Raw genomic sequence first — 19373 nt, 5'->3', positions numbered from 1 at the left:
TACGGGTGAGTATTGACGTGAACACCGACAAGCCCGTGGCAGCACCCAAGACCCGCACCTACGAGGTGCGTACCTTCGGCTGCCAGATGAACGTACACGATTCAGAGCGCATGAGCGGCCTGCTCGAAGCATCAGGCTACGTGCCCGCAGAAGAGGGAACCACCCCCGACCTGGTCGTTTTCAACACCTGTGCCGTGCGCGAAAACGCCGATAACAAGCTCTACGGTAACCTGGGTCAGCTCGCCCCGGTCAAGCGTGAGAACGAGGGCATGCAGATTGCCGTAGGTGGCTGCCTGGCGCAGAAAGACCAGGACGTCATTCTGAAGAAGGCCCCCTGGGTCGACGTGGTGTTCGGTACCCACAACATCGGCTCCCTGCCCACCCTGCTTGAGCGCGCCCGTCATAACAACGAGGCTCAGGCTGAGCTGCTGGAGGCCCTGGAGGTTTTCCCCTCCACCCTGCCGACCAAACGCGACCACGTGTACTCCGGCTGGGTCTCTATCTCGGTGGGCTGCAACAACACCTGCACCTTCTGCATCGTGCCCTCTCTGCGCGGTAAGGAAGAAGACCGCCGCCCCGGCGAAATCCTGGCAGAAGTGCAGGCCCTGGTTGACGACGGCGCTATCGAAGTGACCCTGCTGGGCCAGAACGTCAACTCCTACGGTGTGGGTTTTGGCGACCGCCAGGCATTTTCGAAGCTGCTGCGAGCCTGCGGCGAGATCGAGGGTCTGGAGCGCGTCCGTTTTACCTCCCCCCACCCGGCCATGTTCACCGACGACGTCATTGACGCCATGGCCGAGACGCCCAATGTCATGCCCGTGCTTCACATGCCCCTGCAGTCCGGCTCTGACAAGGTGCTCAAAGATATGAAGCGCTCCTACCGCTCCAAGAAGTTCCTGGGCATTCTGGAGAAGGTGCGCGAGCGCATCCCCGATGCCGTCATCACCACCGACATTATCGTCGGCTTCCCCGGCGAAACCGAAGAGGACTTCCAGGAGACCCTGCGCGTGGTCGAAGAGTCGCGTTTCTCGTCCGCTTTTACCTTCCAGTACTCGATTCGCCCCGGTACTCCGGCAGCGACCATGCCCAACCAGGTGCCCAAGGCTGTGGTGCAGGAGCGCTACGAGCGCCTGATCGCCCTACAGGACCGCATTGCCGGTGAAGAAAACCGTAAGCAGCTGGGTAAGACCGTTGAGCTGATGGTGACCGCAGAATCTGGCCGCAAGGCCGAGGAGACCGGCCGCCTGTCGGGCCGGGCCCGCGACCAGCGCCTGGTGCACTTTACTGTGCCCGAAGGCTGCGAGGTGCCCCGCCCCGGCGACCTGGTCACCCTGCCCATCACCGAGGCTGGTTCCTTCCACCTGATTTCTGACCCCACCGCTGACCAGTACTCGGTACGCCGCTCCCGCGCCGGTGACGCCTGGGACCGTGCCCAGGCCGACTCCTGCGGTACCGGTACCACCCAGGTTCCCGGCACCCCGGTTTCCCTGGGCTTCCCCACCTTCAAGCCCGCCCTCTAACCCATGACAGAGAAGGACGCCGCCAGCAGCTCCCTGCCCATCATCGCCGTGGTGGGCCCCACCGGCTCAGGTAAAAGCGCCCTCGCTATCGAGCTGGCACGGGCTTTGGGAGGGGAGTGCGTCAACGCCGATTCCATGCAGTTCTACCGGGGTATGGATATCGGCACCGCCAAGGTCACTGCCGAAGAAATGCGGGGGGTTCCCCACCACCTGCTTGACACCCTCGATGTCACGGAGGAAGCCTCGGTCGCTACCTTCCAGGCTCAGGCTAGAGCTATCTTTGACGAGATCCGCGCTCGCGGGAACTACCCGATTCTGGTCGGTGGATCCGGTCTGTATGTGCGTGCGGCCCTGGACGTTCTGGAATTTCCCGAAACCGACCCGGCGGTGCGGGCTCGGCTGGAAGCTGAGCTAGCGGCGTCCGGCCCCGGCCCCCTGCTTCAGCGCCTGCGCGCGGTTGACCCCGAATCAGCTGAGCGGGTGAAGGACGACCGCCGCCTGGTGCGCGCTCTGGAGGTCTTTGAGGTGACCGGTCGCCCCTTCTCGTCCTTCATGCCCACCCGCACCTACCACCAGCCTGCCCTGCAAATTGGTCTCAACGGTGACCGTGCCCGGCTGCACCAGCGGCTGCACCAGAGGGTCGTTGCCATGGAAGAAGCCGGGCTGCTGGCCGAGGTAGAAGCCCTCGAAGCCAGGGGACTGCGCCGGGGCAAAACGGCCCCGGCCGCCATCGGCTACCGGGAATTTCTCAAGGTTCTGGACGCCTCCCGCGGCTTGCTGCCTGCCGGTGAGGAATATTCTGTCGCCCAGGCAGTTGAAGATACCGTCACCGCCACCCGCCAGTTCGCCCGCCGTCAGCTTACCTGGTTCAGGGCAGACCACCGGGTGCACTGGCTGGACTGGTCTAGCCCCACTCTGCTGGATGAAGCCCTGGCTCTTATCACCGACTAACAGCCACTAGACTAAGTAAGAAAAGCGCCCCACAACGGAAAGGCAAAACCCGTGGCAACCCACACCGTAGAAACCCCCGTCTGGGGCGATTTGACCGGCAAGACCCTGACCAAGGGCCAGGCAACCGGTAACGACTTTATCTTTGTGACCGATCCCGAAGCTAAGCTAGACCTGCCAGCTGAGCTGATCGCCAAGGTGACCGACCGCCACTTCGGCATCGGGGCCGACGGCTTTATTCGCGCGGTCAAGACCGAACACCTGGACTTTGCCTCCCACCTGCTAGAAGAGGCCCCCGAAGCTATCTGGTTCATGGACTACCGCAATGGAGACGGCTCCATTGCCGAGATGTGCGGCAACGGCGTGCGCGCCTTCGTTGACTACCTGCTGGCCGAAAAACTGGTTGAGCTTGAAGAGGGCGGACGCCTGCTGATTGCCACCCGCGCCGGTATTAAGGCTGTAGGGCGCACTGAGGACGGCTACGCCATCGACATGGGACCCTGGGGCTTCATCAACGGCGATATGGCCCGCGACAACGGCACCGACGCCCAGGTTACCGCCAAGGGCTTGCGCACCCCGCGCGGCGCTCTTTCCATCACCATGGGCAACCCCCACACCGTCGTCATGCTGGGTACCGACGGCAAGCTTGATGGGCTGAACCTGCACGAGGCCCCCAAGGTTTCACCCAACCCGCCTGAAGGCACCAACGTAGAGTTCGTCGTCCCCGAAGAAATCTCAGCAGAGGACGGCGACCCCGCCACCGAAAACATCGGCTCAATTCGCATGCGCGTGCACGAACGCGGCGTCGGCGAAACCCTCTCCTGCGGTACCGGCGCTTGCGCCGCCGCTGCCGCTACCCGCTTCTGGGGTGGCGAGGACGCCCCCGACGAGTGGCTGGTCCGTGTACCCGGTGGAACCCTCGCCGTCACCTTCGTGCTGGGCCCCGACAACCTCGAACACGTCGTCCTGGCAGGCCCTGCCGCTATGACCGGTAAGGTACTGCTGGGCTAAATGACTGAAAACCTAGAAAATTCTCGGGAACTCTGGAACGAGATTTACTCAGAGCGGGAACAGATGTGGTCGGACAAGCCCAACGCCTCACTCGTTACTCTGATTGGAGACCGCGCTCCCGGCTCCGTCCTTGACCTTGGCTGCGGCGAAGGCGGGGACGTGCTCTGGCTGGCAGCCCGCGGCTGGCAGGCTACCGGCATCGATATTTCGGACGTCGCGGTAGGGCGCGCTCGCGCCCGCGCGGCAGCCGAGGGGTTGGAGGCCAGCTTTATCGACGCTGATCTCACCGACTGGTCTACCGACCAGCGTTTTGACCTGATTGTCACTAGCTTCTTGCAGTCTTACGCTGACTTTGACCGCCTGCCCCTGCTTGCAGCGGCCCTGGATCTGCTGAAACCCGGTGGGGAGCTCATATCGGTAGCGCACGCAGGCGCTCCCTCCTTCGCTGACCCCGAGGACGCCCGTAAACACAAGGCCCGCATGGTCAAGGCAGCAGAAGAGGCCCGAGCTCTTACCCAGGGCCGGGATGATATTGAAATCGTACTGGCCGAAGAATGGATTCGGGATATCACCTCACCCGAGGGTGAGCCCGCAACCATTCCAGATGCCGCGATGGTGCTACGCCGGGCGGTGCACCTCTAGGATGCGGAAGCCCTTCGAGGTAGCGTAGCGGGCTACGTCTAGGTCGGGGAAAGTCTCAGCCAGCCACTTCTGTAGGGAGTCTGAGCCCAGGTTTTTCTGCACGACCAGGTAGGCGGTGCCGCCGGGAGCCAGGCGGGGGAGCCAGGTGTGCATGATGCCGTGTAGCACGTCCTTACCTACCCGAATAGGCGGGTTGGACCAGATGGTATCGAAGGTCAGCGACTCATCGAGGGCATCGGGGGCAGCTACCGTCACGTTGGTGAGACCCAGGCGCTCAGCGTTCATCTCGGTGAGCTGGGCAGAACGGGAGTTCACCTCGACCCCGTAGACCTCAGCATCGGGCGCTGCCATCGCCAGGGTCAGGGTAATCGGGCCCCACCCGCACCCGATATCGAGCATACGCGCCCCCTGCGGGGCGGGGGCCTCATCGAGGAGAATACGGGTTCCCTTATCAACCCCACCCGGGCTAAAGATGCCGGAAGCGGTCAGAACCTGCACCCGGCGTCCGCCCAGCTCAACAGTCACAGGCTGGGGCGAAAAATCGCCGGTGGGGTTTTCAGAAAAATAGTGCGCGCTACTCATAGACGTTCATTCTACGCTAAGCCCCTGCCCTTACCGCCCCGGAAAAGCTAGAATAGAAGGACGCCTCAACCCACCTCGAAAGGTACTATGACCGAGACTTCAACCCCCAGCAATGACCCCAAACTTCCCTCAGATGAACAGCTGAGACATACAGTAGACCGCGTGCTGGGGCGGGCACAGGGCAACGGTAGTGTGCTCGATGAGAGGGCCCGCGAACTCTCAGATAACCAGCGTGAACATTCCGAATACGACGGTGACCAGGTAGATCTCGAAGAGCGTCGGGCACTGCGCCGTGTAGCCGGTCTATCAACCGAGCTTGACGACGTTACCGAGGTCGAATACCGCCAGCTGCGCCTAGAACGCGTTGTGCTGGCAGGCGTCTGGTCAGAGGGCACTCTGGAAGAAGCCGAGAATTCCCTGCGTGAGCTGGCGGCTCTGGCTGAGACCGCCGGTTCTGAGGTTCTGGACGGCCTGGTGCAGCGTCGTCTGAAGCCCGACCCGGGTACCTACCTGGGCTCCGGCAAGGTGCTGGAACTCAAAGATATCGTTGAGGCGTCCGGCGCCGATACCGTGATTGTGGACGCCGAGCTAGCCCCCTCCCAGCGCCGAGCCATTGAAGATATCGTCAAGGTCAAGGTCATTGACCGAACCACCCTGATTCTCGATATCTTCGCGCAGCACGCTAAGTCGCGTGAAGGTAAGGCCCAGGTTGAGCTGGCCCAGCTCGAATACATGCTGCCGCGCCTGCGCGGCTGGGGTGCCTCCCTGTCCCGTCAGGCTGGTGGCCGTGCCGCCGGTGGTGAAGGCATTGGTTCCCGCGGCCCCGGTGAAACCAAAATTGAAATGGACCGCCGCCGCCTACGCGCCCGCATGGCCAAGCTCAAGCGAGAGATTGCGGCCATGGCTCCTGCCCGTGAAACCAAGCGCCTGAACCGCAAGCGTAACCGGGTGCCGTCCGTAGCTATTGCCGGTTACACCAACGCCGGTAAGTCCTCCCTGCTCAACCGCCTCACCGACGCCGGCGTGCTGGTCGAGAACGCCCTCTTTGCGACCCTCGACCCCACCGTGCGCAAGGCCCAGACTCCGGACGGCGTAGGCTACACCCTCTCTGACACCGTCGGCTTTGTGCGCGCCCTCCCCACCCAGCTGGTGGAGGCCTTCCGCTCTACCCTAGAAGAGGTATCGGACGCCGACGTCATCGTGCACGTTGTGGACGTCTCCCACCCCGACCCCGAGGGGCAGATCCACTCCGTCCGCCAGGTTATTACCGAGGTCGATGCCCAAAACATCCCCGAAATCATCGTGCTCAACAAGGCAGATGCGGCCGACCCCTTCGTCATTGAGCGTCTGCGGCAGAAGGAACCCAACCACGTTGTGGTCTCCGCCCGCACCGGTGAGGGTATCGAGGAACTACAGCAGAAGATTGCGGACACCATTCCCCGCCCCTCGATTGAGCTCAACCTACTGGTACCCTTCTCAGCAGGTGGCGTGGTGTCCCGTCTGCACGAGTGGGACGCCGAGATTCTGCGCACTGCCTTTGTCTCTGACGGCACCTATGTGCAGGCCCTGGTCCGCGAAGAGGTAGCCTCTGACCTTGCTGAGTACGTACTCGAAGAAGACCTCCTTGAGGTACTGCAACCTGAAATCGACGAAGCTATCGCATCAGGGGCAGTAGAGACCCAGCGCGCATGAACGACCACGTCACCGCACCCACCGGGCAGGAGCTAGAGACCCTGCCCGGAGCTAAGCCCGTCCTACAGCTCCTCGACACCGTCGTGGAGCGCTCCGGCGGCCAGAAGCGCGACGGCCAGCGCACCATGGCAGCCCACGTAGCCCGCGCCCTCGATACCGAAAAACACCTGCTGGTGCAGGCTGGCACCGGCACCGGTAAGTCCCTGGGCTACCTGGTGCCCGCCATTCACGCTGCCCAAACAGCAGAAAAACCTATCGTGGTGGCTACCGCAACCCTGGCCCTGCAATCGCAGATTGTTAATCGCGATATTCCGCGCCTGCTGGAATCCCTGGGCGATGAACCCGAGCACGAAACCGACGTCGCTATCCTCAAGGGCCGCAACAACTACGTCTGCCTGCACAAGCTGGAAGGTGGCTACCCCGAGGACGACGGCGACGCCCTTTTCGATATAGATGCCACTACCGGCGCCACCGGCCCCGCCGGAAAACTGGGGGAAGAGGTTGTGCGCCTTCGCGAATGGGCACAAACCACCGACACCGGCGACCGCGACGAGCTGCTACCAGGCGTAAGCGATAAGGCATGGCGGCAGGTAGCCGTCACAGCCTCAGAATGCCTGGGCAAAAAATGCCCCCTGGTCGAAGAATGTTTCAGCGAGATGGCCCGAACCAGAGCAGCTGAATCAGATATCGTCATTACCAACCACGCCCTTCTCGCTATCAACGCCTTTGAGGGCGCTGCGGTGCTACCCGACCACGACATCGCCATCATCGACGAGGCCCACGAACTGGCTGACCGCGTCACCGGTGCCGTCACCGGGGCACTATCACCGGCCGCTATTACCAAGGTTGCCCGCAGCCTCAAACGCCATACGGATGCTGATCATAAGGCACTGGAGCAGGCAGCGCTCGCCCTCGATGACTCACTCAACGGGGTGCCTGCTGAGATGATGCCCAAGGGACTACCCGACCGGGTGGCAGCTGCTATGGAGCGGGTGCGCGATGCTGCCCGCCAGGCCCTGACCGACACCAAGGGCGGGGATAAGGACGGCGACGCCGGACGTCAGATGGCCCGTGCGGCCCTGACCGAAGTACACGAAACCTCCGAGAAGATGTTGACCGCTGACCCGCTTTATCAGGTCATCTGGGTTTCTCGTACCGGCTCTTGGGAGCCCGGTAGGGGGTATGTGGCGGCAGCTGACGATGACCCCGCCACCCTGAACATCGCACCTATCTCGGTTGCCGGTTACCTGCGAGAGGGGCTTTTCGAAAACCGCACCGTGGTGCTGACATCTGCGACGCTGACGGTGGGAGAAAGTTTTGATGCCGCTGCTGGTGCTCTGGGGCTGATGGGTAAGGACGCTCCGCGCTGGGACGGTATCGACGTGGGCTCACCCTTTAACTACCCCAAGCAGGGCGTGCTGTATCTAGCCTCTGACCTGCCTAAACCTGGGAGGGGAGTTTCGGTAGAGCAGCTGGACCGTATCGTTGAGCTCGTGACTGCCTCGGGTGGCGGCGCACTGGGGCTCTTTTCCTCTAAGCGCGGGGCCGAGCTGGCTGCCGAGTACGTGCGGGAACGCACCGACCTGAACATTCTTCTGCAGGGGGAGTCGTCTCTGCGCGCCCTGGTGCAGGAGTTCACCGAGGACACCGATTCCTGTCTTTTCGGCACCATGAGTCTCTGGCAGGGCGTGGACGTTCCTGGCGACTCCTGCCGCCTGGTCATGATGGACCGCATTCCCTTCCCCCGCCCCGACGATCCGCTGTCGCAGGCTCGCACCCGGGCGGTAGCAGCTGCTGGCGGTAATGGCTTTATGGCTGTTTCTGCCTACCACGCGGCGGTGCGCATGGCCCAGGGTGCTGGCCGCCTGGTGCGATCGGTCGGTGACAGGGGAGTTGTGGCCGTCCTTGACTCCCGCATCGCTACTCAGCGCTACGGTTCCTACCTGGTGAAGTCCCTTCCGCCCTTCTGGACAACAACCCGCAAGGACGTTGTACTGGGAGCGCTCGAGCGCCTCAAACAGTCAATCGACTAGTGAGAGACTAGGTCTTAGAGACTGCGCAGTACGGAGACGACCTTACCCATGATGGTGGCTTTATCGCCCAGGATGGGCTCGTACTGGGTGTTCTGGGGCAGTAGCCAGGTGTGACCATCGCGCTGGCGGAAGGTCTTAACGGTGGCCTCGTCGTCGAGCAGGGCCGCGACGATGTCACCGTTCTGGGCGGTGTTCTGGGCACGCACTACGACCCAGTCGCCGTCGCAAATCGCAGCATCGACCATGGAGTCGCCCTTGACTCGCAGCATAAAGAGGTCGCCCTGACCTACGAGCTGGCGGGGGAGCGTCATGACGTCTTCAATTGCCTGCTCAGCGGCAATGGGTGAGCCCGCAGCAATACGGCCCACCAGGGGAACAGTAGCGAGGTTATCGTCGGTCTGCGCGAAGGTAGGCACAATCGGCAGCGTGATGACGCTGGTTTCAGGCTTTACTTCTTCGGGGGAGGTCTCGCCGGTGAGAACCTCAATGGCGCGAGGACGCTTGGGGTCGCGCCTAATATAGCCCATCTCTTCGAGGCGAGAGAGCTGATGGGTAACAGATGAGAGTGAAGCGAGACCAACAAGGTCACCGATTTCACGCATAGACGGCGGGTAGCCGTGCTCATCAATAGCGCTGGAAATGGCGCTCAAAATTTTTTTCTGGCGGGCAGTGAGGGGGCGAGAGCCCTTGTGGGGCGGGCTTGCCGGAGTCTGCGGAGTTCGTTCGCTCACGGTATCTCGTCTCTGTTGGTTCTTAAAATGTCAGCCACCCGGTGTTCACTATCAAGTGGTCTTCTAAGACTATGTCAAGCAAACAGGTTATTCAAACATTTGTTCTAATTTTTCTCGACTATGTTCGATTTTTCTGATAGAACATAGATACGAAGAATTTTTAGAACAAAGATTCGACTATTGGTTGAATGTTTGAGCGTGAATCAGGAGAAAGACTTATGAGCACCATCGCCTTGCCCGAGTTTATGGCTCGTACTTCTTTGAAGAAGCCCCTTGATCAGGCTGCTACTTTTACCGTCCGTCAGCACCCGCAGGTGCCCGCATCGGCCGGGGCACTGCGGCAACCCCAGTACCGCATTCGTTTTGCGGCACCTGTGTCTGCGCGTCCCGCACCTGTAGCTCCCCTACGGAATCTGTCTTCCCACCCTGCTGCTTCTACCCCGGCTCAGCGGCCTAGCGCGGTAGTAGAACCGCCTCAGAAAGCGAAGACGGGGCGTGGGAAAATCCGTCTGACCCGCCGGGGGCGCCTGGTTTTTAGGGGTCTGCCCCTACTCACCCTCGTGGCTCTTGTGGTTCTCGGTGCCCTGACTTTCCTTGCACCCGGCGAAGCCAAGAGTGCCACTGTTGAACCTGTCGTTCCGGCTAGCCAAACGGTCACCGTTGTGCACGGCGATACTCTCTGGACCATCGCAGCAGATGTGGCACCCGGTGAAGATAATCGCGATGTCATCAATCGCATCATGCAGATTAACGACCTCACCAGCGCACAGCTGGTTCCCGGTCAGGTTCTTGAGGTGCCTGTCTACACTCAGTCACAGTAAGAAAAAGAGCGGTACCCTATGCCAGACTGCGAAACAAGAATGCAGCGTACGGGGCTAGGTCGCTACACTAGGGGAGTGACCGAAACTACCACAGCACTCGAAGCCCTGCCCCTGCGCGAAGATTTGCGGGGCCGTTCACCCTACGGCGCACCCATGATTGATGTTCCGGTAACCCTCAACGTTAACGAGAACACCCACCCCATGCCGCAAGAAGTTATCGATGCCATCACGCGCGATGTAGCAGAGGCCGCCGTAACCCTGAATCGCTACCCCGACCGCGAGTTCGATACCCTCAGAGCGGAACTCGCAGACTACCTGGGGCACGGTCTGACCCCCGAAAACATCTGGGCAGCTAACGGCTCCAATGAGATTCTCCAGCAACTCATGCAGGTCTTTGGAGGCCCCGGGCGCTCGGTCATGAGCTTCGTGCCCACCTACTCTATGTACCCCCTGCTGGCAGACGGCACCAATACCGCTTTCATCGCGGGTACCCGCGCAGCCGACTACTCCCTCACCGCAGCTTCAGCAGTTGAACAGATTGAAGAGCACAAGCCTTCTATCGTTATTCTCTGCTCACCCAATAACCCCACCGGCACCGGCCTGGGGCTAGACGTTATCGAAGCGGTCTACGACGCGGTGGCAGCCTACAACGGTATCGTCGTGGTCGATGAGGCCTACGCAGAGTTTGCCCAAGACCGCACCCAGAATGCTCTCACCCTACTTCCCGGCCGCCCTAACCTGGTTGTCTCTCGCACCATGAGCAAGGCCTTCGCACTTGCAGGTGCCCGCTTGGGCTACTTTGCAGCAGATCCCGCTGTTGCCGATGCCGTCCGCCTGGTTCGCCTGCCCTACCACCTCTCAGCCGTCACCCAGGCAACCGCGATTGCAGCCCTGCGCCACCGCACCCAGCTGCTGGCCAACGTCGACGACATCCGCGCCCAGCGCGACCGCATCGTGGAACACCTCACCGGCCTGGGGCTAGAACCGGCTGTATCGGATTCTAACTTTGTGTTCTTCGGCGGGCTCAAGGACGAAAAAGCTGCCTGGAACTACCTGCTAGAACGCGGCGTCCTGGTGCGCGATAACGGAATCCCCGGCTACCTGCGCGTCACCGCCGGAACCGAAGCCGAGACCAGCGCCTTCTTAGACCACCTCACCGACTACGTGCAAACTTTCGAGCGCTAAGCGCAGCGCGTAGCCCCATCAATATCGGCAGACACCTTAGAAAAAGAGACAGACATGGCAGTACCTACTGAATCATCCACCGGCATCGGCCCCCGTATTGCAAAGATGGAGCGGGCAACCAGCGAGTCGTCCGTCAGCGTCGAAATTAACCTCGACGGCACCGGCGTATCAGACATCGACACCGGTGTGCCCTTCTACGACCACATGCTCACCGCCCTGTCTAAGCACTCCCTGATTGATATGACCATCAAGTGCTCTGGCGATACCCACATCGATGTGCACCACACCGTTGAAGATACCGGCATCGTGCTGGGCGAGGTACTCCGCCAGGCACTGGGCGATAAGGCAGGCATCCGCCGCTTCGGTACTGCCACCGTGCCCCTCGACGAAGCTCTAGCCTCTGCCGTGGTCGATATTTCTGGCCGCCCCTACCTGGTCCACACCGGTGAGCCCGAAGGCTTCGAATACCACCTCATCGGTGGGCACTTCACCGGGTCAATGGTGCGCCACGTCTTTGAGGCTTTCGCCTATCACGCCGGTATCTGCCTGCACATCACCCTGCTGGGTGGGCGCGACCCCCACCATATCGCTGAAGCCCAGTTCAAGGCTCTCGCCCGCGCCCTGCGTCAGGCAGTAGAGCCCGACCCCCGCCACGCCGGTATCCCCTCCACCAAGGGAGCTCTCTAATGAGCGAGACTCTACAGCAGAAGCCCACCGTCACCGTCCTTGACTACGGGGCAGGGAACGTGCGCTCAGCCGTCCGCGCCCTTGAAGAAGCCGGTGCCCGAGTGGTGCTGTCCCGCAAGGAGTCAGACGTTCTGGGTGCAGACGGCCTGGTCGTGCCTGGCGTGGGTGCTTTCAAAGCCGTGATGGACGGGCTCAAAGAGGCGGACGCTATCCGCATGATTGGCAGGCGCGTTGCGGGCGGACGCCCCGTACTCGGCATCTGCGTGGGCCTACAGGTCATGTTCGAAAAAGGCGTTGAGCACGGAGTTGAAGCCGACGGCCTGGGCGAGTGGCCCGGCACCGTCGAAAAGCTCAAAGCCGAGGTCGTGCCCCACATGGGGTGGAATACCGTCCGCGCACCTGAAGGGTCCATGCTCTTTGCCGGTATTGAGAACGAACGCTTCTACTTTGTGCACTCCTACGGGGTGCAAGAATGGACCTTCGATCAGAACAACGAAGCCATGCTGCCGCCCCAGGTCACCTGGGCTAACCACGGCGGCGACTTCATCGCGGCGGTCGAAAACGGGCCCCTAGCTGCCACCCAGTTCCACCCCGAAAAGTCGGGTGAGGCCGGCATCCGCCTGCTCAAGAACTGGATTAACTCCCTGCCCGTAACAGGGCGTCTAGACGGGGCGAAGTAGGGTATGTCAGCTACAACGTCCGGGCTACTGCTCATGACCGTAGGCATGATGTTCATCGGTGGAGCCTACTCCTTCTACAAGCAAAAAATTACCTGGGTGGCCCAGCTTGTACTGCTGCTGGTGGGCCTAGCCTTTGCCGGGTACGGCCTGTACGTCGTGATGAACTACAGCTAGCTAGCTACCCCATAGACCTAGATTTTTACCGTCCTACTCCCAAGGAGAGAACAATGACTGATCGTCTCGAACTGCTGCCCGCGGTCGACGTAGCCAACGGCCAGGCCGTGCGCCTGGTGCAGGGCGAAGCCGGATCGGAAACCAACTACGGTTCCCCCGTCGAAGCTGCCCTAGAGTGGCAGAACGCCGGTGCTGAGTGGCTGCACCTGGTCGATCTCGACGCTGCCTTTGGCCGCGGCGATAACATCGAGATTCTGACCGAGGTAGCTCAGGAACTTTCCATCAAGATTGAGATGTCGGGCGGCATCCGCGACGACGAATCCCTGGAACGGGCCCTGTCGCTCAACCCCGCCCGCATCAACCTGGGCACCGCTGCCCTCGAAAACCCCGAGTGGACCCGCAAGGTCATCGCCGAGCACGGCGATGTTATCGCTGTTGGGCTGGATGTCCGCGGGGACGTACTGGCCGCCCGCGGCTGGACCAAGGAAGGCGGCAACCTCTGGGAGGTTCTCGACCGCCTGAACGACGACGGCTGCGCCCGCTACGTCGTCACCGACGTCACCAAGGACGGCACCCTGCAGGGCCCCAACCTGGAACTTCTGCGCAAGGTCGCTGAACGCACCGACAAGCCGGTGGTCGCCTCTGGCGGTATCGCCACCCTGGACGACATCGCCGCCCTGCGCACCATGGTGCCCCACGGAGTTGAGGGCGCTATCACCGGCAAGGCCCTCTACGCCGGCAAGTTTACCCTCGCCCAGGCACTCGACGTTGCAGGTCGCCCCTAGTGACCGACTTTTCAGATCGCGTGCACCGCGCCCACACCCACGGGCATGGCAACCCCGGTAACCCCAGCGCACCCCGCCGGGAGCTACCTGCGCATATCGCTGCCCAGCTGGCGTCCGCCGGTCAAAAAACCGATACCGGCGGGCAGCCCTGGGAAGGGCGCAACCTGGGGGAAGGCACCAGTCACACCCACCAGTTCCCCGGCGACGACGGCAGAACCGACCCCGCCCTGCAAAAAGTTCTCGATGCTTTTGCCGCGGGCGAAGTCGATGAAGTCGCCGTGGTCGATGCCCTGCGCTCCGTGCGCATCTTTGCCCCGGTCGTAGCCCAGCTATCTCAAGCAGAAATCACCGAGCACGGCCTGGTATCAGACAAAGAATCGGATATGGCGCTGGTGAGTATTCAGGCTCCGGACGGACGCCGCGCCCTCCCCGTTTTCACCAATGTAGACGCCCTCACCGCCTGGCACGACCTAGCCCGCCCGGTTGCCGCAGATATGCGGAAAACCGCCCTATCAGCCGTTGAAGACGAGAACCAGCTGATTGTGGTAAACCCCGGTGCCGACCTCACCTTCGTCGTGCGCCGCCCAGCTTTCTGGGCAATCGCCAAGGGGGAAGAATGGGTGCCCTCCTACCGCAACCCCCGGGTCGCCGAAGAGCTCAGCAACATTGCAGCGCCCCTGTCTGCTGTAGTTGCGGTTGAAGCAGGTCCCGGCACCGGCGTGTACTCGCAGACCGCGAGCGGACGCGTACTGGCAGGTGGTGGGCACGGGCCAGAGCTGAAAATCATGCTCAAACTCCGCCCCGGTCTCACCCAGGAACAGGTCAACCAGACCGTGCAGACCTTCCAGCAGGGGCTCGCTCTCAATCAGGTCATTGCCGAGCAGGCTGACTCAGTGCAGATCGCCTTGGCCTCAGCCTAGAAAACCGGCCCGGTGAACTTTTCGCCGGGTCCCTTGCCGGGGGCGTCCGGGTAGGGGGAAGCCTCACGGAAGGCCAGCTGGAGGGAACGCAGGCCGTCGCGCAGGGGAGCGGCGTGCTGGGAACCAATCTCGGGCGCCGCAGCGGTAACGAAACCTGCCAGGGCGGTAATCAGCTTACGGGCCTCATCAAGATCTTTGAGGTCTTCGGCGTTCTCTTCAGCAGCCAGACCGCACTTGACGGCAGCAGCGCTCATCAGGTGAACAGCAGCGGTAGTAATGACCTCAACCGCGGGAACCTCAGCGATATCGCGCATCTGGGCGTTAACTTCTTCAACCTGCTCGGCAGTCAGGCCATCAGGTAGCGCCTCACCCTGCTCAGCGGAATCTTCAAAACGGTAGCTAGTTTCGTTGCTCATGGTTACTAGAATCTCACACCAACCCTACCGAGCGTGAATCGCCCGTCACACTCAACCCGGCCACCGGCGTCCGCCCCAAGAAAAACAGCCAAAACCCTTGAAAAACCGCCCCTAACCCAGTAATGTTAAGAGCTGTTTGCAAGTGGAACTTAAGTTCCCACCCGCTGCCGCCAACTCTGGCGACCGGGTCAGACCCAGGGGTCCGCAAGGGAAACCTTCGAAGGCTCATGGCGCCGACTATCGGCGTCCGCGCCTTCACCCTGGGTAGGTAACCTAAGCCTCCGCTTGCCAAGCCGCAACCGGGGGCTTTTTTCAACCCCCACAGAAATTCACGGGGATACCCCCACCACAAGCAACAGGAGCTTTGTCATTAGCGATCCACGCATCAACGACCGCATTCGCGTTCCGGAAGTTCGACTCGTCGGCCCCGGCGGTGAACAGGTCGGTATTGTCCGCGTAGAAGATGCACTGCGTCTTGCTCAGGAATCTGACCTCGACCTGGTTGAGGTTGCTCCCAACGCTAAGCCGCCTGTGTGCAAGCTTATGGACTTCGGCAAGTACAAGTACGAAGCCGCAGTCAAGGCACGTGAATCTCGAAAGAAGCAGGTCAACGCTTCTTTGAAGGAAATCCGTTTCCGCCTCAAAATTGACACCCATGACTACGAAACCAAGGTCGGGCACGCACGTCGTTTCCTCGCCGGTGGTGACAAGGTCAAGGCTATGATTCAGTTCCGTGGTCGTGAACAGCAGCGCCCCGAGATGGGTGTGCGTCTGCTTGAACGCATGGCAAACGACCTCACCGAGGTTGGCACCGTAGAGTCCAACCCCCGCGTCGACGGTCGCAACATGGTAATGGTTCTTGCTCCGCTCCGCGGCAAGCAGGAAGCCCGCCGTGAAAGCCAGAAGTCAGGTGGCCGCAAGGGTCGCGAACGCGTCAACACCACTGAGGCAACCCCTGTAACTAACTCCCTGGCAGATGCAATGCCCGAGGAGCTCAAGGCACAGGCGTCAGCCGAATAGGAGCTGTTTAGACAACCAGGCGCGAGCTCGTGTAGGGTTTCGTGCTTGGTCGTCGTTCGCTCTGCCGCTGTTCTTTATTGAAAGATAAGGGCACCGGTGGGCGGGCAGAACACCCTTAAAACTTCCCCGCCCGCCGGGGACGTTGAGTTTTTCAGTTCCTCACCCCGTAACCGGGGCGAGGGTAGAACGTAAGGAGAATCGGCTCATGCCGAAGCAGAAGACCCACTCTGGTGCTAAGAAGCGCTTCAAGCTCACCGGTACTGGCAAGGTTAAGCGCCAGCAGGCCAACCGCCGCCACTACCTCGAGCACAAGTCCTCCCGTCTGACCCGTCGTCTGGCTTCTGACCAGATCGTAACCGGCGGTCAGGCTAAGGTCATCAAGAAGATGCTGGGCAAGTAAGCTCCTTCTTTTTGAAGCTTCGCCCCGAAAGGGCGCACCAAAAGTAGATATTTTCTCTCCTGCACCAGCGCTAGAGTTTTAGCTGGGTAGGACATAGACGTTAGGAGACACACGTGGCACGTGTGAAGCGCGCGGTTAACGCGCACAAGAAGCGCCGAGTAATCCTTGATCGTGCATCAGGCTACCGTGGCCAGCGTTCACGCCTTTACCGTAAGGCTAAGGAACAGGTCACTCACTCACTGGTATACAGCTACGACCACCGTCGTAAGAAGAAGGGCGACTTCCGTCGTCTGTGGATCCAGCGTATCAACGCAGCTGCACGCGCTGAGGGCCTGACCTACAACCGCTTCATCCAGGGCCTGAAGGCTGCTGAGGTTGAGGTTGACCGTCGTATGCTGGCTGAGCTGGCTGTTAACGAGCCTGCTGCTTTCTCAGCTCTGGTTGAAATCGCTAAGAACAACCTGCCTGAGGACACTTCAGCTCCCAAGGCTGCCTAAGTCTTTTTAGGTTTGTCTTTTCCCCACCGAGCAGGTGGGGTGCGGACGCCGCCTCCCGCTTTCCTGCCCCTGGGCAGGGGGGTGAGGGGCGGCGTCCTTGTATTTTTTGCGGTATCTGTTGGGGCTGGAGCGCCGGGCACACAGTGAATGTCCACCAGACTCTCGCAGCGTCTATGAGTTTGATGGGCACAGCGAGAGTTTGGTGGACGGTCCAGGCGTAGCGGGTGTGAGCTACTAGGTTAAAGGCAGCAGAAGGAATGGGCAGAGGCCTTCCAAGTGTAAATTTTTGTGTAAAAAGCACACCCTGCTGCCGTCCTGGTACGGACGGCAGCAGGGTGGGCTAGACGCCGGAATTAGTACTCAAAAGAGGTCTGAATGGCTACCTGTATTGAGCAAGATGAGAACCAGCTGACCTTCAAAGCGTTCATATATAAGTAGCCAGTCTGGTTCGATATGGCACTCGCGAGTATCGGCGTAGTTTCCAGTGAGCGCGTGGTCTTTGTGTTTTGCGCTGAGTTGCTTGCCCTCGGCGAGAGCCTCAACAATATCGGTGAGTTTCTGAAGGTCTTTTCCACGCTTTTTAGCGGCTTTTAGACCCTTTTTGAAAGCATTGGTGGTGATGATCTCGTATCTCATAGGTCGTCAATGAGAGTTTTGAACTCCTCGATTGATGTAATTCGGGGAGTGTCTGGGTTCTGGGCGAGCCGACGTCCTTCTTCGATGGCAGCAATAGTCGTCGCATTGGGGTAGGGGTGCCCAACGGTGAAAGGTATTCTTCTTTCGCGCAGGGCCTGCTTCATGAACATATTGATTGCTGTAGACATGTTTAGACCTAGCTCGTTGAAGAGTTCCTCTGCCTGGCGTTTAGTCTCTTCGTCGGTTCTAACGCTAATGGTGGTGCTCATAGCCGCTCCTTTCCTACATTTGTGCGACATGGTTCTACATTAGCAGGAACTCATTAATAATTGAAGAGTCATCAGGTTCGAGAAAATAGGTGAGCGGAAAGCAAGTGCGAGATGGTCGAGACACCTGGGCATGGTGTGCCGAGGCTTGCCTGCTTACAAAACAGCCCACCCCGCTTTTGTCCGTGGGCGGACGGCGGCGGGGTGGGCTTTTCTTCGTTACTTGAAGTGTGCGGTGGGCTGGGGCCCTGTTAGTTGACCCAGGTAATGACCTCTTCTGCGGGCTTGCGGGTCTGGGGCCAGGGGAGTTCTTCGGTACGGTAGCCGAGAGCGAGCATAGAGACAATGCCTTCGGTTGCGGGATCGATGATGCCGTGTTCAGCCAGGAGGGCGTTGGCCTTGTCAGCGTTGAAGCCTTCGATGGGGCATGAATCGACGCCGATGAGTGCGGCTGCGGTCATCATGTTGCCCAGGGCGATGTAGGTTTGCTTTGCGGCCCAGTCGAAGAGGGCGCGGTCTGTAGTGAGCCCCATGTCGTTGACCTGGAAGCTCTTGTAAGTTTCGAGGGCCTTAGCGTGGTCTTCGGGGGAGAGGTTACGGGAGGCGAGTGACGCCTGCATGTGGGGGCCGTCGTGCTGCATGTTGCGGTTGGCCAGGAGCAGGATGAAGTGGCTTGCGCCGCCGAGCTGGCGGGCTGCACCCCAGCTGAAGGGCTTGAGTGCTTCACGGATTTCGGGGTTCTGAAGGACGACGAAGCGCCAGCCCTGAGCGCCGACGGAGCTGGGGGAGAGACGAGCAATTTCGAGGATGTAGTTGATGTCGTCGTCGCTGATTTTCTTCTCGGGGTCGAAGAACTTGATGGCGCGACGGCGGTGGGCTGCGTCAAGGACGAGCTGCTTGATGTCTTGGTTCTGCACGGTCTGTACCTTTCGTGATAGGCAGAGGACTGCTTCAGTGGCAACAAGCGAGAGAGTAGAGTTATTCCGGACTGTAGATAAAATTGGAAGCTCATTTGCGAGCTAACGATCCCCGTAGTGAGTTCGACAGGCATAAATAATCAGAACGGTACGCCCGTCAAGCTCAGTAACCTCATAGACCAGTCGATGCGTCTGATCAATTCGTCGCGACCATAGCCCAGAGAACTCCCCTCGCAAGGGCTCAGGTTTCCCGATACCAGAAAATGGTCCGTTCCGTGTGATGTCCTTGATGAGGGCATTGATACGTTTGAGAGTCTTTCGATCTTCAGACTGCCAGTAAACATACTGCTCCCAAGCTTCATCTGACCACAGTTTATTCATCAATAAGCTCGCGTTCTGTGAGATTACCTCCCTTAACCTGAGCAACCGACCGGCGCAACATACTCACATTAGCCTCGGAATAAAACGGATCAATCGATACCTCAAAGGGAATCCTCTGCTCCCTAGTCATTTTCTTCGCAAACATCGAAAAGGCAGCAGAAACCGTAATTCCCAGCTCCTGACACAAGATCTCAAGGTCCCTCTTAGTCTGCTCATCCAAACGAACATTCACCACACTAGTAGCCATAACGTCCACCTTTCGTATATTCAACGTGTACTCATTGTATGTCTTACCAGTGGTAACTGGAAAGGGCGCGGCCCATACCTCCTTCTCCTTTCCACTCCACCGCGTCCTTCCCCACAAACCGCTAGAAAGAGGTCTTGCAGGCTGTCCCAATTCGGTGCGCTCTTGCACGGTCGCGCGCTCCC

At 60.3% G+C, this 19373-nt stretch carries 24 protein-coding genes; 16 read left to right on the top strand and 8 right to left on the bottom strand.

Annotated elements, in window-relative coordinates; genetic code table 11:
• The first annotated feature begins 5 nt into the window (after positions 1 to 5).
• From miaB to ACEE43_RS05170, 4 genes are read left to right on the top strand one after another with little or no spacing between them, the layout of a single operon-like run.
• Entirely contained in the window at positions 6 to 1520 is a 1515-nt protein-coding gene (gene miaB / locus ACEE43_RS05185; protein ID WP_185173265.1) for a tRNA (N6-isopentenyl adenosine(37)-C2)-methylthiotransferase MiaB, read from the top strand.
• A 3-nt stretch (positions 1521 to 1523) separates the two neighbouring features.
• The gene (miaA, locus tag ACEE43_RS05180) at positions 1524 to 2471 is read left to right on the top strand and encodes a tRNA (adenosine(37)-N6)-dimethylallyltransferase MiaA (protein ID WP_449107829.1); all 948 of its coding nucleotides are present in this window, start codon (positions 1524 to 1526) and stop codon (positions 2469 to 2471) included.
• Between the two features lie 51 nt (positions 2472 to 2522).
• Complete coding sequence (dapF, locus tag ACEE43_RS05175; protein ID WP_449107828.1) at positions 2523 to 3479, top strand: diaminopimelate epimerase; 957 nt, start codon at positions 2523 to 2525, stop codon at positions 3477 to 3479.
• Entirely contained in the window at positions 3480 to 4121 is a 642-nt protein-coding gene (locus ACEE43_RS05170) for a class I SAM-dependent methyltransferase (protein ID WP_449107827.1), read from the top strand.
• On the opposite strand, the gene ACEE43_RS05165 is transcribed toward ACEE43_RS05170, so the two are convergent.
• Positions 4098 to 4703, bottom strand: a complete 606-nt coding sequence (locus ACEE43_RS05165; protein ID WP_449107826.1) for a class I SAM-dependent methyltransferase — start codon at positions 4701 to 4703, stop codon at positions 4098 to 4100. The genes ACEE43_RS05170 and ACEE43_RS05165 overlap by 24 nt on opposite strands.
• Before the next feature lie 87 nt (positions 4704 to 4790).
• On the opposite strand from ACEE43_RS05165, the gene hflX reads away from it, so the two are divergent.
• Positions 4791 to 6395: a GTPase HflX gene (gene hflX, locus ACEE43_RS05160; protein WP_449107825.1), complete on the top strand. Its 1605-nt coding sequence runs from the start codon at positions 4791 to 4793 to the stop codon at positions 6393 to 6395.
• Positions 6392 to 8428 (top strand): ATP-dependent DNA helicase, encoded by a 2037-nt coding sequence (locus ACEE43_RS05155; protein ID WP_449107824.1) that lies wholly within the window; start codon positions 6392 to 6394, stop codon positions 8426 to 8428. Before hflX ends, ACEE43_RS05155 begins: the two co-directional genes overlap by 4 nt.
• A gap of 14 nt (positions 8429 to 8442) precedes the next feature.
• Here the strand turns inward: ACEE43_RS05155 and lexA are convergent, their stop codons facing one another.
• The gene (lexA, locus tag ACEE43_RS05150) at positions 8443 to 9159 is read right to left on the bottom strand and encodes a transcriptional repressor LexA (protein ID WP_237222223.1); all 717 of its coding nucleotides are present in this window, start codon (positions 9157 to 9159) and stop codon (positions 8443 to 8445) included.
• Positions 9160 to 9377: 218 nt separating this feature from the next.
• Here lexA and ACEE43_RS05145 point away from each other — a divergent pair, with 218 nt between their 5' ends.
• From ACEE43_RS05145 to ACEE43_RS05115, 7 genes are all read left to right on the top strand, one after another.
• Entirely contained in the window at positions 9378 to 9980 is a 603-nt protein-coding gene (locus ACEE43_RS05145; protein WP_449107823.1) for a LysM peptidoglycan-binding domain-containing protein, read from the top strand.
• Positions 9981 to 10055: 75 nt separating this feature from the next.
• Complete coding sequence (locus tag ACEE43_RS05140; protein WP_237186837.1) at positions 10056 to 11165, top strand: histidinol-phosphate transaminase; 1110 nt, start codon at positions 10056 to 10058, stop codon at positions 11163 to 11165.
• Positions 11166 to 11219: 54 nt separating this feature from the next.
• A complete protein-coding gene (hisB, locus tag ACEE43_RS05135) occupies positions 11220 to 11852 on the top strand; it encodes an imidazoleglycerol-phosphate dehydratase HisB (RefSeq protein WP_185173257.1) in 633 nt (210 codons plus the stop codon).
• Positions 11852 to 12532, top strand: coding sequence for an imidazole glycerol phosphate synthase subunit HisH (gene hisH / locus ACEE43_RS05130; RefSeq protein ID WP_449107822.1), 681 nt, complete (start codon positions 11852 to 11854; stop codon positions 12530 to 12532). Before hisB ends, hisH begins: the two co-directional genes overlap by 1 nt.
• Before the next feature lie 3 nt (positions 12533 to 12535).
• On the top strand, positions 12536 to 12706 hold the full coding sequence (locus tag ACEE43_RS05125) for a hypothetical protein (RefSeq protein WP_167752239.1): 171 nt from the start codon (positions 12536 to 12538) through the stop codon (positions 12704 to 12706).
• 53 nt (positions 12707 to 12759) lie between these two features.
• On the top strand, positions 12760 to 13491 hold the full coding sequence (gene priA / locus ACEE43_RS05120; protein ID WP_237186834.1) for a bifunctional 1-(5-phosphoribosyl)-5-((5-phosphoribosylamino)methylideneamino)imidazole-4-carboxamide isomerase/phosphoribosylanthranilate isomerase PriA: 732 nt from the start codon (positions 12760 to 12762) through the stop codon (positions 13489 to 13491).
• The gene (locus ACEE43_RS05115; RefSeq protein ID WP_237205531.1) at positions 13491 to 14411 is read left to right on the top strand and encodes an SseB family protein; all 921 of its coding nucleotides are present in this window, start codon (positions 13491 to 13493) and stop codon (positions 14409 to 14411) included. Before priA ends, ACEE43_RS05115 begins: the two co-directional genes overlap by 1 nt.
• Here the strand turns inward: ACEE43_RS05115 and ACEE43_RS05110 are convergent.
• The gene (locus ACEE43_RS05110; RefSeq protein ID WP_237205532.1) at positions 14408 to 14827 is read right to left on the bottom strand and encodes a DUF1844 domain-containing protein; all 420 of its coding nucleotides are present in this window, start codon (positions 14825 to 14827) and stop codon (positions 14408 to 14410) included. The two genes, ACEE43_RS05115 and ACEE43_RS05110, sit on opposite strands and share 4 nt — an antisense overlap.
• A 285-nt stretch (positions 14828 to 15112) precedes the next feature.
• Here ACEE43_RS05110 and infC point away from each other — a divergent pair, with 285 nt between their 5' ends.
• The 3 genes from infC (at position 15113) to rplT (ending at position 16744) form a co-directional block, all read left to right on the top strand.
• Positions 15113 to 15847 carry a translation initiation factor IF-3 gene (gene infC / locus ACEE43_RS05105; RefSeq protein WP_423817200.1) on the top strand — a complete coding sequence of 245 codons (735 nt, stop codon included), beginning with the start codon at positions 15113 to 15115 and terminating at the stop codon, positions 15845 to 15847.
• Positions 15848 to 16052: 205 nt separating this feature from the next.
• Positions 16053 to 16247 carry a 50S ribosomal protein L35 gene (rpmI, locus tag ACEE43_RS05100; protein WP_135011425.1) on the top strand — a complete coding sequence of 65 codons (195 nt, stop codon included), beginning with the start codon at positions 16053 to 16055 and terminating at the stop codon, positions 16245 to 16247.
• Between the two features lie 113 nt (positions 16248 to 16360).
• On the top strand, positions 16361 to 16744 hold the full coding sequence (gene rplT, locus ACEE43_RS05095; RefSeq protein WP_135011424.1) for a 50S ribosomal protein L20: 384 nt from the start codon (positions 16361 to 16363) through the stop codon (positions 16742 to 16744).
• Between the two features lie 360 nt (positions 16745 to 17104).
• Here the strand turns inward: rplT and ACEE43_RS05090 are convergent, their stop codons facing one another.
• The 5 genes from ACEE43_RS05090 to ACEE43_RS05070 form a co-directional block, all read right to left on the bottom strand.
• Positions 17105 to 17380 carry a type II toxin-antitoxin system YafQ family toxin gene (locus ACEE43_RS05090; protein WP_449107821.1) on the bottom strand — a complete coding sequence of 92 codons (276 nt, stop codon included), beginning with the start codon at positions 17378 to 17380 and terminating at the stop codon, positions 17105 to 17107.
• Positions 17377 to 17649, bottom strand: coding sequence for a type II toxin-antitoxin system RelB/DinJ family antitoxin (locus tag ACEE43_RS05085; RefSeq protein ID WP_449107820.1), 273 nt, complete (start codon positions 17647 to 17649; stop codon positions 17377 to 17379). Before ACEE43_RS05085 ends, ACEE43_RS05090 begins: the two co-directional genes overlap by 4 nt.
• 248 nt (positions 17650 to 17897) lie before the next feature.
• The gene (locus tag ACEE43_RS05080) at positions 17898 to 18563 is read right to left on the bottom strand and encodes an NAD(P)H-dependent oxidoreductase (protein WP_449107819.1); all 666 of its coding nucleotides are present in this window, start codon (positions 18561 to 18563) and stop codon (positions 17898 to 17900) included.
• 102 nt (positions 18564 to 18665) lie between these two features.
• Positions 18666 to 18944: a Txe/YoeB family addiction module toxin gene (locus ACEE43_RS05075; protein WP_431464958.1), complete on the bottom strand. Its 279-nt coding sequence runs from the start codon at positions 18942 to 18944 to the stop codon at positions 18666 to 18668.
• A complete protein-coding gene (locus ACEE43_RS05070) occupies positions 18937 to 19191 on the bottom strand; it encodes a type II toxin-antitoxin system RelB/DinJ family antitoxin (RefSeq protein ID WP_449107818.1) in 255 nt (84 codons plus the stop codon). Before ACEE43_RS05070 ends, ACEE43_RS05075 begins: the two co-directional genes overlap by 8 nt.
• Between the last annotated feature and the right edge of the window lie 182 nt (positions 19192 to 19373).

The organism is Rothia sp. 11254D007BW, from assembly GCF_053548195.1.
Note: the sequence above shows the minus strand (reverse complement) of the source record. Positions and strands in the feature narration are given on the sequence as shown.